Origin of the sequence: Sorangium sp. So ce124 (genome assembly GCF_051525235.1) — a bacterium.
GTDB classification, from domain to species: domain Bacteria; phylum Myxococcota_A; class Polyangia; order Polyangiales; family Polyangiaceae; genus Sorangium; species Sorangium atrum.
In genome coordinates, this window is the sequence record NZ_CP150312.1 from 9502398 (window position 1) to 9516038 (window position 13641).

General features: G+C 67.9%; 8 protein-coding genes. 7 read left to right on the forward strand and 1 reads right to left on the reverse strand.

Annotated features, from left to right (window positions below):
* The first annotated feature begins 142 nt into the window (after positions 1 to 142).
* The 3 genes from WMF19_RS35795 to WMF19_RS35805 all read left to right on the forward strand — a co-directional run bounded on the left by WMF19_RS35795 (position 143) and on the right by WMF19_RS35805 (position 4535).
* Positions 143 to 1522: an LLM class flavin-dependent oxidoreductase gene (locus WMF19_RS35795; RefSeq protein WP_437901712.1), complete on the forward strand. Its 1380-nt coding sequence runs from the start codon at positions 143 to 145 to the stop codon at positions 1520 to 1522.
* A gap of 647 nt (positions 1523 to 2169) precedes the next feature.
* On the forward strand, positions 2170 to 2325 hold the full coding sequence (locus WMF19_RS35800; RefSeq protein ID WP_437894471.1) for a hypothetical protein: 156 nt from the start codon (positions 2170 to 2172) through the stop codon (positions 2323 to 2325).
* A 380-nt stretch (positions 2326 to 2705) separates the two neighbouring features.
* A complete protein-coding gene (locus WMF19_RS35805; protein ID WP_437894472.1) occupies positions 2706 to 4535 on the forward strand; it encodes a glycoside hydrolase family 28 protein in 1830 nt (609 codons plus the stop codon).
* A 104-nt stretch (positions 4536 to 4639) separates the two neighbouring features.
* Here WMF19_RS35805 and WMF19_RS35810 read toward each other — a convergent pair whose 3' ends face one another.
* Complete coding sequence (locus tag WMF19_RS35810) at positions 4640 to 6490, reverse strand: hypothetical protein (RefSeq protein WP_437894473.1); 1851 nt, start codon at positions 6488 to 6490, stop codon at positions 4640 to 4642.
* Between the two features lie 649 nt (positions 6491 to 7139).
* On the opposite strand from WMF19_RS35810, the gene hrpA reads away from it, so the two are divergent.
* The 4 genes from hrpA to WMF19_RS35830 all read left to right on the forward strand — a co-directional run bounded on the left by hrpA (position 7140) and on the right by WMF19_RS35830 (position 13543).
* A complete protein-coding gene (gene hrpA, locus WMF19_RS35815) occupies positions 7140 to 10919 on the forward strand; it encodes an ATP-dependent RNA helicase HrpA (protein WP_437894474.1) in 3780 nt (1259 codons plus the stop codon).
* 184 nt (positions 10920 to 11103) lie between these two features.
* The gene (locus tag WMF19_RS35820) at positions 11104 to 11511 is read left to right on the forward strand and encodes a hypothetical protein (protein ID WP_437894475.1); all 408 of its coding nucleotides are present in this window, start codon (positions 11104 to 11106) and stop codon (positions 11509 to 11511) included.
* A gap of 254 nt (positions 11512 to 11765) precedes the next feature.
* Entirely contained in the window at positions 11766 to 12803 is a 1038-nt protein-coding gene (locus WMF19_RS35825) for a hypothetical protein (RefSeq protein ID WP_437894476.1), read from the forward strand.
* Positions 12804 to 12811: 8 nt separating this feature from the next.
* A complete protein-coding gene (locus WMF19_RS35830; protein ID WP_437894477.1) occupies positions 12812 to 13543 on the forward strand; it encodes a hypothetical protein in 732 nt (243 codons plus the stop codon).
* The last annotated feature ends 98 nt before the right edge of the window (positions 13544 to 13641 follow it).

Here is a 13641-nt window from a genome sequence, read left to right on the forward strand (position 1 = left end):
CCCGCCGGCAACCTGGGTCGGGTCGCCCGCCGCAACCTGGGTCAGGCCGCCGGGCCGCCGCTGGTCGGCCAACCCGGGTCGGGTCGCCATCCGCGCTAGCGTCGAAGCATCCGCTATAGTAGACACGCCGCATGACGGCGAAATGCTCGGAGTGGCCGCTCGCGCGGCTCGGGGTTCAACGGTGGTCGCACGCACCCTGAAGCTGGGCGCGTTCATGCGCCCTGTCAGCATTCACACCGGCGCCTGGCGCTACCCAGGGGCCTACCCGGACGCGAACTTCAACTTCGCGCACCTCAAGCGCTTCGCGCAACGCCTGGAGCAGGCTCGCTTCGACGCGTTCTTCATGGCCGATCACCTGGCCGTGTTGAACATGCCGCTCAACGCCCTCGTGCGCAGCCATACGGTCACGTCGTTCGAGCCGTTCACGCTGCTCTCCGCGCTCGCCGGCGCCACCGAGCACATCGGCCTGGTGGCGACCGCGTCGACAACGTTCGATCAGCCGTTCCACGTGGCCCGGCGCTTTGCGTCCCTCGATCACCTGAGCGGCGGGCGCGCCGGCTGGAACATCGTCACCACCGCGAACCCGGACGCAGCCCTGAACTTCGGGCTCACCGAGCACGTCGAGCACGACGAGCGCTACCGGCGCGCGCGCGAGTTCTTCGACGTGGTCACCGGGCTCTGGGACAGCTTCGCCGACGATGCGCTCGTGCGCGACGTCGAGGCCGGGATCTACTTCGACGCGGCGCGCCTACACGTCCTGGATCACCGGGGCAAGCACTACTCGGTGCGCGGTCCCTTGAACATCGCGCGCCCGGTGCAGGGCTGGCCGGTGATCGTGCAGGCGGGCGCCTCGGAAGCAGGCCGGCAGCTCGCGGCCGAGACCGCAGAGGTCGTGTTCGCGGCGCAATCCACGCTGGAAGGCGCGCGCCGCTTCTACGCCGACGTCAAGGGCAGGCTGGAGCGCCTGGGGCGGCACCCCGACACACTCAAGATCTTGCCGGGCGCGCTGGTCGTCGTGGGGGACACCGTCCAGGAGGCGCAGGAGAAGCGCGCGCGGCTCGACAGCCTCGTGCACTTCGACAGCAGCATCGCCTCGCTCTCGATCGCGCTCGGCTGCGACGCTTCGCGGTTCGATCCGGACGCGCCGCTCCCCGAGATCCCGCCCACGAACGCCGGCCAGAGCGGGCGGGAACGCGCGATCGAGCTGGCGCGTCGAGAAGGGCTGACGGTGCGGCAGCTCGCGCAGCGCCTCGGCGGCTTCGGGGGGCTCGCGTTCGTCGGCACGCCCGGGACCATCGCGGACCAGATGGAAGAGTGGCTGATCCAGAACGGCTGCGACGGCTTCAACATCATGTTCCCCTACCTGCCGGGCGGCCTCGACGATTTCGTCGATCGCGTCGTCCCCGAGCTCCAGCGCCGGGGCCTGTTCCGGCGTGAGTACGAAGGGCGAACGCTGCGCGAGAACCTGGGGCTCGCGCGGCCCCCCAACCGATTCTTCCCGACCCCCGCCGCGGCGCGCTGAGCGCTGCCGGGGCGCCCGTTCGATAACCCGTCAACTCCACAGCCGTCGCGCACGAGGATATCGATGTCACGTGCTACAGTCGCCTTGAAAACCCGAGACGGGCAAACCGAGGCCTCCGTCTTCCGTCCCGACTCCGGCGAGGGTCCCTGCGGATAGGACAAGCAAACGAGCTCCGCAACGTCACGATTCTCTTGTACCGATGCGCCACCCGTCGGCCCATCCCCTTCGCTTGCGCCTGCTCCTCTCCATCGGCGTGGGTCCTCCTGGCGGGACCTGGGTGCAGCCGCGAGCCGGCGCCGGCGCCCCCAGCGGGGTCGGCGGCCGCGCGTCCGTCGTCGGAGACGCCGTCAGCGGGGCCGGTCGCGCCTCCGCCGCCGGCGGGAGCGCCGGGGAGCACCACCCGGGGCGAGATCGCGGGCGTGCGCTACCTCGAGCACATGACGGGCGGGGCAGTGGGCGAGATCTTGGAGCGGATGGGGCGGGCCGCCGACGGCCTCGGGGACGCGGCGCCAGCGCCTTGAAGCGGGCGCGCTCGTCGACTTCTGCGCGGGGCGCGCAAGGGGGGTAGCTCAGGGCAGGACGCTCGCACCCTCGCCGAGCGCCGGGAGGCCCCATGTCCGCAGCGGCCCCGACTGAGAAGCTTCTGGGTGTACAAGTGGACATGCGGTATGGCGCCCGATGTCCCCGAGTGCCCGGCCTGCAAGGGCAGGATGAAGCTCGTCGCCATGATCACCGAACCGAGCAACATCGCCCGCTTCCTCACCGCGCTCGGCGAGCCGACCGACGTTGCAGGCCGCTGCTGACGATGGTGCATGGCGAGGTCGAGCGCGAGCGGGTGTCGACCGCGCTGGGCGCTGTGCTGCCGTGGGCTGATGTTGGATTCGACGCGCCGCGAACCGCGACGGCGGCCGTTTGGACGAGCTCAGTACGGTACAGCCATACGGTAGGATGCCTTCCGCTTGGTGCTACGTCGCGGCAATCGCAGGCGATTCACGAGTGGAAGGCCTGTCTCATCGCATGAGGATTGTTCTGTCGATGATCTCGTACACTCGGACTGCACGAGTCAGGAACGGCTCCGAGAATCTCGACTTTGCGGAACGCGTTTGCTTGTCCTATCCGCCTGCGTCACTGCAATATTGACGCGCGAGCGCCAAGGTGGCCGCTGCGGTTTGGAGGAGCAAAGATGAACCTTTCTACCATGATGGGCCTCGCATTGGGCGTCTCGTTGGCTTTCGGAGCAGGCTGCTCCGGAACCGGCGATGACGACGGAGGCGGAACGAGCAGCGGCGGCACGGTCATTCCTCCAGGTTCGGGCGGCGTCACAGCCGGCGAAGGAGCGGGCACCGGCGGAGGAGCGGGCACCGGCGGAGGTGAGATCGGCGGCAATGGCGCAGGCGGAAGCGGCAGTGCAACCAACGCGGGCGGCAGTGCCGCGGATGGTGGGGCTGCCTCGGGCTCGGGCGGTGAGACGGGTGGAGGTTCGGGAGGTGAGACGGGCGGTGGAGGCTCCGGCGGGGCCGCGCCCATCGATTGCGATTCCGACGGGGCAGTGCTGACCTACCCTACCCTTCCCGGCGCCTCCGAGAGCCCGCTCTATACGGTGACGGCCAACGGGGCGGCGCAATTCGTCGAAAAGATGACCAAGTTTGGCCAGGAGATGCAGGTGCACTACGCCCACTTCGGCGTGGCAAGCGGCTGCAAGGCGACCGTCACCGTCACGGTGAACGGCGGCTTCAGCTCCTACACCTTGAGCCCGAAGAGCCGAATGCTGTCGGCGACCAAGAACGGTGACACGCTCACCTTCGACAGCGGGCCCAACTACTTGATCCTGCAGATCGCCTCCAAGGAATTGCTGTTCGTCCTCATCGACGACCAAGAGGTCAATCCGCCGAAACTGGGCGATCCCAACGTGAAGAACCTCGCAGACTACGACGTGGACAACACGGGTGCTGCGCTCGTCACCTCCAAGGTGCAGTCCGCCATCGACGCCGCCTCCGGATCCGCGCAGAACATCCTGTACGTGCCTCCCGGACGCTACAAGACCGGGGAATTGTGGCTGAAGAGCAACATGACCATGTATCTGGCGGCCGGCGCCATCCTGGACGGCTCGACCAGCACGGGCGACTACAATGGCACGGGCGCACCGGCCGTCGAAAACACTTCCCACGGCGTGGTTCACATGAACAAGGTGAGCAACACGAAGATCCTCGGGCGGGGGGTGATCGACGGCAACGGCTCGAAGATCCGTGGCACCAACAACGATACACCCTCTTTCAAGATCAACACCCTCCGGATCGACGACAGCACGGACGTGCTGGTCGACGGCATCGTCGTGCGCGATCCAGTCTTCTGGAACACGCTGATCTTCGACAGCGACAAGGTGACCATCCAAAACTTCAAGGTGATCAATCGCCGCCCCACCACAACAGCTTACAACCAAACCGACGGCGTGGACTTCGACTGCTCCACGAACGGTAAGCTCTACAACGCCTTCATCTACAGCGGGGATGACAGCATGTCGCCGAAGCGCGAGCAAGAAGGCAAGCTGGACACCAAGGCCATCACCTATGAGAAGGTGGTTGCCTACAGCAACTCAGCGGCGACGAAGATCGGAACCAAGACCTACGGCCAGGTGATCGAGGATATCACCTTCAAAGACCTCGACATCGTCAAGGCCGGCCGGGCCCTCGGGATCAACGCGGATGACACCGCTGTCATCCAGAACATCACCTGGCAGGACGTCAGGGTCGAGACGGTCGACGGCAGGATCATCGACTTCGAAGAAGATGCAACGGCGACCTGGCGCAACGCTCCCAACCGGGCCACGGTCAAGGAAGTGTTCATCAACAATGTTGCCTCTGCCGTGAACAAAGAGATCTACATTCACGGCAAGTCGAGCACAGTGAACTTCAATGGGATTCACTTCGACAATTTCACCATCCAGGGCAACAAGGTCACGGGGCGAAACGGCTGGAACGTGAACCAGTACGTGTCCAACATCACGTTCAAGTGAAAGAACGCCGCCCGCTCCCGCCGCGGGGCCGGTGTAGCGGACGGGCTGAAGGCATGGGCACCGACAACGACTCGGACCGGGGGCGCCTCGGTGCCGGAATCGCGCTAGGGCTGCGGATCCACGGTCAAATAATCGGTGACGCCCGCGAAGACGACACCAGGCGGCGTGAAATAGATGTCCGTGATCGGCGCCCCGCCCGGGGTCGTCGAGATGACCGGCGCCCCGCCTCCCCAGTAGTTGTGCTCGGCGAACAGGTAAATGCGCGAGTCCGGAACCTCGTCTGCCGGCGAGAACGACACCGACACGTCTCCGTCGACCGGGGCGACAGGATCGATGCCGGCTGGATTCACTCCTGGCGGCAGATTGCCGGGTACGCCATTGTTGACGAAGCGGTTGTTCCCGACGCTCCCGAGCGTCCCGCCGCCCAGATCGATGATAGCCCCGCCAACCGCTCCAATCGGCACGGTACTCGACTGCGACCAGTAGACGGCCTCTCCCGTCAGGTCCTCGAACGAGGAGTTCTCGACCAGGATGTGAAGCTGGTCGATCTTGTTCGTGTTCACGGTCCGGGTCGGTGCCACCCTCAACCCGATCCCGCGGCCGAGGCCCGAGATGTCGACGTTCCGAACGGTGAGATTGATTGCCTTGGTCTGAGGCGTCTCCGTCCCGCTGTACCGAATTTGCGCGTCCTCGTTGCCGTTGTTGTTGGTCACGGGGTCGTAGATGCCGTTCGTGTTCCTGTTGCTGAGAACGGAGTCGCTGATCGAGACATTGTAGGTGCCGTTCTGCGGGTTGGCGGCATCGATGAGCTTGACGTTCGTGCTCGCTGGATCGCTCAGATGAGCACGGCGAATGTCGACGTTCAGGATGCCGTCCGCGCTCGCGTGGTGCTGGATCTCGATCGAATCGCCGTTGGCGTTGTCGCCCGTGAGGAACGGATTGCTGATCGAGACGTCCCACACGTCCGCGTCCACGAGGGGGCTGTAGCCGCAGGCCAGGAACACCAGGCCATCGGCCGCGAACGTTCCGAAAGGCGAGAGGTTCGACGCGTCGTAGTTGGTCAACTCCAGGTTCGAGACGGAGTGGTCGATCGTGATGAGCGTGATGCCTCTCGACCGGACCACGTGGTCGGTGATCCCGACCGTCGTCGGATCGGGAAGGTCCTGCGACAGGTCCTTGATGACGTTGTGATCGACGTCGAACGTGGAGGTCACGCCCGTGTCGTCGATGAGCATGATCCCGTCAGAATTGCTGTCGCGAATCACGTTGCGCTTGATGGTGACGGTCCCAGCGTCGGCGATCGATCCCGGTGCGCCGAGAAAGCTGCAGTAGCTCTGGGTCTGCAGCTGCACATCGAGCTTCGGCATCCCCCGCGCGTCCGGACCGCACGACACCAGGGTAATGGCGCCGAAGTGGTTCGTCTGAGGCGCGAAGAGGATGTAGCCATTCGGCCATTCGCCGGTGCACGTCGTGCCGCTGCACGTCGAGGGCGGCGGCCCCTCGATCTCGAACAGATCGTGGACCGCCATGTCGTTGGTCATCAGGTTGTCCTCGATACGTGGATTCTCGGCGTTGATACCGAGAATCGACGAGCGGAACGCGTTGTCGATATGAATGTTCCGAACCACGTTGTTCTTGGCCAGCCGGATCACGTCGCCGTCGTAGCGGGCGCCGCTCGTATTGGTGAGCGTCGCGCGGGCGCTATGGGGGTTGGCGACCGTCACCTTGGGGCCCAATCCAATCAGCTGTTGTCCGTCCTTCAGCTGAATCCCACCGTCGAGCACGCCATGGGACTGAATTACATAAAGGGTGTCGCCGGGGCCGGAACGAGCCTCCAGGGCCTGTAACGAGTTGAAGGGACGATTCTTCGAGCCGTTGCCTGCATGCGGCGGATCAGCCTTGACGTACCACGTGGCGGCCTCACTGCTGCCTGCACTCAGCAACATGCCCAGCATGACCAGCGACGAACCGCCTACCGACAGTCCTCTGTCGCGCAATCTCATCTGTGACCTCCCCCGAATCGGTTGATGGCAGCAAACAGTCGCCTGATTATTTGTAATACAAGGAGATTGTCAAGGCTCGGACGACGGCGATCGAGGGTCGATCAGCGAACATCTCGGGGCGCTGACGTCAAGGCGCGACGAGGGCGTCGAGATCGGCTCCAGCGCGTTCAACGTCGCTGTCCACGACGATCCAAGGGAGAAGGAATTCCAAGCCGGTCTGACTCGTGTTTCGCCCTTTTTGTTGCCTATCGACCGGGGCACCTCCCCGAGGATCTTGACCAGGGGCGTGCGTCTGTCCCGCAAGGCATGCAGGCAGCAACGATGCGTCGCGACGCTCGCGGTCCCGCCACTTCGGGTCGCCGCGCCACACTTCTTCGCGCAGCGATCCGGCTTCTTTATCCACGCGTTCCCTCCGGCGTGACGACGCCCTCCGCCGCGATGCCGAATGCCGACGACTCCGCGCCGCGCGCTCGCGCTGTCATACCGCGCATCCCTCCATCTTCGTCCGCAGGGGTCCGTCGATGGGCGCGCGGGTCGCGGGTGGCGAGCGAGCGGCTTCGGACGGCGCCCCGCGGCAGGAGGTGCTACCCCCTCGCGCACCGTGAGCCCCCGCGTTCAGCAAGAGCAGTCCTCCCCTCCGCCCGCCCCCGGCGGCCGGACCTCGTCCCCGCCCGCTTCGGGGGGCCCGGTCCGCTTTCCCGAGGAGCTGCCCATCTCGGCGCGGGTGCTCGACATCGCCCGGGCCATCGAGGCGCACCAGGTCGTCATCGTCGCGGGCGAGACCGGCTCGGGCAAGACGACGCAGCTCCCCAAGATCTGCCTGGCCATGGGCCGCGGCCTCTCCGGCCGGATCGGCGTCACGCAGCCGCGCCGCATCGCCGCGACCAGCGTCGCGGCCCGCGTCGCCAAGGAGCTCGGCGTCGAGCTCGGCAAGGAGGTCGGCTACAAGATCCGCTTCTCGGACAGGACGAGCCCGGCCACGTACGTCAAGTACATGACCGACGGCATCGTCCTCGCCGAGATCCAGGGCGATCCGCGGCTCTCGGGCTACGACACGCTCATCATCGACGAGGCCCACGAGCGCAGCCTCAACATCGATTTTTTGCTCGGCTACCTCAAGCGCCTGCTGCCGAAGCGCCCGGATCTCCGCGTCATCGTCAGCTCCGCGACGCTCGAGACCGACAGGTTCGCGGCTTACTTCGGCGGCGCTCCGGTCATCGAGGTCTCCGGCCGCACGTACCCCGTGGAGGTCATCCACCGCCGCCCGGAGAGCGGGGAGGCCGAGATCGCCGACGCCGTCGCCGCCACGGTCGAGGAGATCACCTCGATCGATCCGCGCGGCGACATCCTCGTGTTCCTCCCCGGAGAGCGGGAGATCCACGACACGATGGCCGAGCTCACGCGCCACGGCCTGCCGCACACAACGCTGCTGCCGCTCTACGGGCGGCTCCCTCAGGGCGACCAGCAGCGCGTGTTCCAGTCCTTGCCGGGGCGGCGGATCGTGCTCGCGACCAACGTCGCGGAGACGTCGCTCACCATCCCGGGCATCGTGTACGTCATCGACTCCGGGCTCGCCCGCGTCAACCGCTACAGCCCGCGCACGGGCGTCACCCAGCTCCAGATCGAGCCCATCTCGCGCGCGAGCGCCGATCAGCGCAAGGGGCGCGCGGGCCGCGTGCAGAGCGGCGTGTGCTTCCGGCTCTACGACGAGCAGGACGACCGGGGGCGGCCCGCGTACACCGATCCGGAGATCCTCCGCGTCGGCCTCTCGGGCGTCATCCTCCAGATGAAGGCGCTCGGGCTCGGCGCCATCGAGGATTTCCCCTTCCTCGACGCGCCGTCGAAGCGCGCCGTGGACGAGGGCTACAGGGTCCTCGAGGAGCTCGGCGCGCTCGACGACGCGGCTGAGCTCACGGACATCGGCAGGAAGCTCGCGCGGCTGCCGCTCGACCCGCGGCTCGGCCGGATGGTCCTGGGCGGCGAGAGCGAGGGGGCGCTGGCCGAGGTGCTGATCATCGCCGCAGCGCTCGGCGTGCAGGATCCGCGGGAGCGGCCGCTCGCCGCCCAGAAGCAGGCCGACGACGCGCACCGGAAGTTCAAGGACGAGGCCTCCGATTTCGTGGGGCTCCTGAAGCTGTGGAGCTTCTACCAGGACGCGCAGGGCCGGCTGACCCAGAACCAGCTCAGGAAGGCCTGCCGCGACCATTTCGTCTCGTACCTCCGCATGCGCGAGTGGGCCGACGTGCACCGGCAGATCAGCCGGATCACGAAGGAGATGGGGTTCTCGCCGAACGACGCGCCCGCGAAGGGCGACGCCATCCACCGCGCGCTCCTGCCCGGCCTGCTCAGCCGCATCGGCATGTGGAACCAGGAGAACAAGGTGTACCTGGGCGCCCGGCAGACGCGCTTCCAGCTCCACCCGTCGTCGGGCCTCGCGAAGAGGCCGCCCGCGTGGATCATGGCCGCCGAGCTGGTCGAGACGTCGCAGCTCTTCGCCCGGATGGCGGCGGCCGTCGATCCCGCGTGGATCGAGGCCGCGGCCGGGCCGCTCTGCAAGCGCAGCCACAGCGACCCGCACTGGGCCGCGAAGCCGGCGGCCGTGATGGCCCGGGAGCAGGTGACGCTGTACGGGCTGCCGATCGCGCGGGATCGGCGGGTCGACTTCGGGGCGATCGACCCGAAGTCCGCGCGCCAGATCTTCCTCCTCCACGCGCTGGTCCGGCAGGAGTACGCGACGCGCGCGCCGTTCATGGACGCGAACCGGCGGCTCTTCGAGGAGGTCAGCCGGCTGCGCGACAAGGCGAGGAGGAGCGAGATGCTGGCCGACGAGCACGCGCTCGAGCTCTTCTTCGACCGGCGCGTCCCCGAGGGCGTCTACAGCGGCAAGACGTTCGAGGCGTGGCGGAAGGAGGCCGAGGCGGAGGACCCGCGGGCGCTCCACCTGTCGCTCGCCGACGTCCTGCTCGACGAGGCCGCGGAGCTCACGCCCGAGCGCTTCCCCGATTCGCTCGAGCTCTACGGCGCCGCCGTGCCGCTCTCGTACCGCTTCGATCCGGGCGAGGACGACGACGGCATCTCCCTCTCGCTGCCGCTCGTGCTCCTGCCGCAGGCCGATCCCGACGAGCTCGAGTGGATGATCCCCGGGTGGCACGCCGAGAAGATCGCGCAGCTGCTCGAGTCGCTGCCGAAATCGCTCCGCAAGGCGCTCGTCCCGCTCGCCCCTCTCCGCGAGGTCGCCCGGGAGATCGCGGCGGAGCTACGGCCGTTCCAGGGCCCGCTGCGGGCCGTCCTCGCGCGCGCGGTCGAGGACCGCACCGGCGAGCGCGTGCCCGCCGACGCGTTCCGGCCCCAGGATCTGCCGCCGTACCTGCGCTTCTATTTCCGCGTGGTCGACGAGGACGGCCGGGTGATCGGCGAGGGGCGCGAGCTCCGGGAGCTCAAGGAGCGGCTGTCCGGCCGGGCGCGCGAGGCCTGGGCGAGGGTCGGCAAGGCGGGCCTGGAGCGGGACGGGCTCACGTCGTTCAGCGTCGAGGCGCTGCCCGAGCGCGTCCAGGTCGACGCCGGGCGCCACAAGGTGTTCGGCTACCCGGCGCTGATCGACGGGGAGACGTCCGTGTCGGTGCGCGTGCTCGCCTCGAGGGCCGCGGCGGCCGAGGCGACGCGCGCCGGGCTGCGGCGGCTCCTCTTGCTGCAGCTCGGGGGCAAGATGAGCCAGCTCGAGCAGCCGCTGCGGAGCGCCGTGGCCGTGAGCGGCCTCGGCGCCAAGGTGGCCCCGGGCGAGCCCGGTCTCGCCCGGCAGATCGCGCTGCGCGCGCTCGACGAGGCGTTCCAGCTCGGCGATCCCGGCGCCTTTCCGAGGACGAAGGCCGCGTTCCTCGCGCGCCTGGACAAGGGCCGCGGGTCGCTGCAGGGCGTGCTGGGGAAGCTCGCGGGGCTGGCGCGGGAGATCGGCGTCGAGCTCGACCGCGTGCAGGCGATGCTCCGGTCGATGACGGGGAAGCCGGGCGCGTCGAGGCCGGCGCTCGACGACGTGCGGACGCAGGTCGACTTCCTGCTGCCGGTGGGGCTCTTCTCGCGCGCCCCGGTCGACCGGCTCGCGCACCTGCCCCGGTACCTGCGCGCCGCGCAGATCCGGCTCGAGCGGCTGCCCAACGGGCCGCAGAAGGACCAGAGCAAGGCCGCGCAGGTGCTGCCGTTCTGGCAGGACTACCTCAAGCACCAGCAGGGGCTGCGCGACAAGGGGGTGCCCGCGGAAGAGCTCGAGTCGTTCCGCTGGCTGATCGAGGAGCTCAGGGTGTCGCTCTTCGCGCCCGAGCTGAAGGCGGCTGTCCCGGTCTCGCCGCAGCGGCTCACGGAGCAGTGGAAGCGGATGATGGCGTAGCCCCGCCGGCGCGACGAGCGTCGAGGCGCCGCCGGACGCATTCCCATTCGACACATGGCGGAGCTCATCATGGCGCTCCACGCGGCGATCGAGGGCTGGTGTCGCTGGCAGGCCGCGCTGGAGCGGCGGATGAAACCGGGGGACGCGATCTCGAAGGCGCTGTGCGATACTCGCCCGCGGGTCCATGCTCAAGATTCGCGACGAGCAGCGGCGAGCGCTCGCGGAGGCGCAGGAGGCGCGCTTCGTCGAGGCGCTCGGGGCGCACCTCCGCGAGCACCACCCTGACGCGGTCGGCGGGGTCCCCGCCCCCGTCATGCGCCGCAGGATCGAGCGCGGCGTCGCCAGGGCACGGTCGCACGGCCTCACGTGGGAGTCGTCGATCGCCACCTTCGTGGCGCTGATGTTCAAGATCGCGCCCAACTTCGACGAGTACCCGCCCATCCGCGCCGTCCTGGCGGCGCGCGGGAGGCCGCCGGACGAGCGGGTGGGGCAGCTCTTCGAGCGCATCCGCGGCGAGGACTGGCAGCGCGCCATGCGCCGCTACGACGCGCGCGCCTGGGGGCTCGACGAGGGCGGGGGCGGCTCTGCGTGAACACGCCGGGCCCCGAGGACTACGGCGCGTGGGGGCGCGATCCAGGGTCGGGCGACCAGCTCGAGAAGCAGCTCGAGGAGCAGCTCGACAAGCTGTATCGCGAGCTGCTGGAGCGGTTCGCGGACAGGCAACCATCGAACATCGAGATACACTGTGATGGCCAGGCCACCTCCCCCGGCGTCCCGCACGGCGGGCCGTGCATCCACTGCAAGGAGCAGCACGCCATTGGTCGAACAGCATATGCCAAGCAGCGCATGCACAAGCTCGTAGAGGCTCTCTCTCGGCTCGAGGAGAAGGGCTCACCTTTTATGAGAGCCCTGCGCGAGAAGGGGAAGATGCTCGGCGTGCTCGTGTGCCTCGACCAGAGCGGAGGGCTCGTCGAGCTCAAGGCGTTCTCGGGGCTCGTCGGTGGCTCGGACTGGGAAGACTGGTGCCCGCCGCTCGACAAGGAGTTCAGGTGCTTCGTTCCGACGCGCGGTTCCAAGGCGTTCGATTGGTTCAAGGTTCACGACAACGACATCGGCGTCTGTGCAGCGCCCAAGCTCCTTCAGCACGCCGTAGAGAGGCGCCTGATCCCGATCGGCCTCGCCGAAATGTGGTTCGAGAAGGGATCCGGGCGCGACGGCGTGTTTTGTGACTCTTGCGATACCTGCAAAGGCAACCTCGGCACCCAGCTCTGCGGGGTCGACACGTACGTCGTCGAGCGCCGGAACCTCTTCATCGAAGCCCAGATCCAGGAGAGAAAGCAGGAGCTCGCGCTGCTGCTGCGCGCGTGCGAAGAGAAGGTGAAACAGGAGGGGAAGGAGATGCGCAAGGAGCGCGAGGACAACCGACGCGCAATGCGCTCCCTCGCGGACAAGCAGGCCGAGGCCGACGCGAAGCGGAGGGAGAAGGAGAAGGAGCAGTCGATACAGGATGCCAACGAGGAGAAGGCAAAACGCATGGCTGCCGAGTACCGGGAGAGACTCTCGGCCGCGATCGAAGCGGAGAAAAAAGCGGGAACACTCAAAGGGAGATCGCTGCAGAAGCGGGAGGATGCCCTCAACGGCGAGGTTCTCGAGTACCAGCAACGACTCGAGCGGGAGTTGAACGAGGAAGCGAAGCGCGGGCTGCCCGCGCTGGGCAAGGGGCTCCCCGCGAGCGCGCGGAAGAAGAAGACCCAGGCCAGGCCCCGCGCAGAGGCAGAGAAGAGCGATCTCGAGATCGAGGAGATATTGCGGAAGAAATGGGTGTCGTGCGCCCGAGACGCCCGGGAGAAGATCAAGGGCGAGATCGAGGAATATTTCTTCTGAGAGGGAAGATGAAGGGCACCATGGAGAGCGTCGTCGCGTTCGTCGCCGACTTCGACCCGGCGTTCCCCCGCTACATCCGGGGAGCGAGCCGGGCGGAGCTCGACGAGCTCGCGCGCCTCGCCGGCGGCCCGCTGCCCGCGGTGTACGAGGGGTTCTTGGCGGCGATGGGCGGCGATCCCGACTGGATCTCGATCCGCGGCACCCGCCTCGCGATCGCCGCGCTCACGGAGCGCTATCGCACCCGGTCGTTCGTCCCGCCGGCCGAGTACGTCCTCATCGGCGTCGCGAAGGACGACCCCTACCTCGATCTCTACCTCCACGCCGGCGCGCCGGGAGGCCCCCGCGTGGTCGTGTTCCCGGAGGGTCGCACCGAGGCGTTCGACGAGATCCTCAGGTTCTGGCTCCGCCCCGTCGCGGGCTCGCTCCCGGAGGCCATCTGCACCCATGTGGTCCGGCTCCTGCGCCTGAACGTCCTGCCCGCAGCGACCCGCCTCGTCGCGCGCACGGCGAGCGCCGGCTTGCTCCCGCAAGTTGCGCCGCTGCTCGCGCCGCTCGGGCTCGCGCCGCTCTGGTTCTCCAACGACTGGGTGCAGGTCGCCGACCGCGGCGACGCCTGCGTGATCGCCGCTGCGATGGATGGGGCGCGTCTCTCGATCGAGATCGCCGCGGAGGACACGGCCGAAGTCGGGCGGATCACGCGGGCGCTCTCCGCGGCGCTCCCGCTCGATGAAATGCCGTGAGGACGCCGCGCGATCACGCCCAGGATCGCCGCACCGCCCAGGATCGTGCCTACCCGCGCTCGCGCGGCCGGCCACCCGATCGGGATTTTCCTTAAGAC

Bases quoted from the DNA above. Each gene is read 5' to 3' on its own strand.
- WMF19_RS35805 (WP_437894472.1), top strand. From the start codon at position 2,706: ATGAACCTTTCTACCATGATGGGCCTCGCATTGGGCGTCTCGTTGGCT.
- WMF19_RS35830 (WP_437894477.1), top strand. From the start codon at position 12,812: ATGAAGGGCACCATGGAGAGCGTCGTCGCGTTCGTCGCCGACTTCGAC.
- WMF19_RS35810 (WP_437894473.1), bottom strand. From the start codon at position 6,490: ATGCTGGGCATGTTGCTGAGTGCAGGCAGCAGTGAGGCCGCCACGTGG.
- WMF19_RS35795 (WP_437901712.1), top strand. From the start codon at position 143: ATGCTCGGAGTGGCCGCTCGCGCGGCTCGGGGTTCAACGGTGGTCGCA.
- WMF19_RS35820 (WP_437894475.1), top strand. From the start codon at position 11,104: ATGCTCAAGATTCGCGACGAGCAGCGGCGAGCGCTCGCGGAGGCGCAG.
- WMF19_RS35825 (WP_437894476.1), top strand. From the start codon at position 11,766: ATGCACAAGCTCGTAGAGGCTCTCTCTCGGCTCGAGGAGAAGGGCTCA.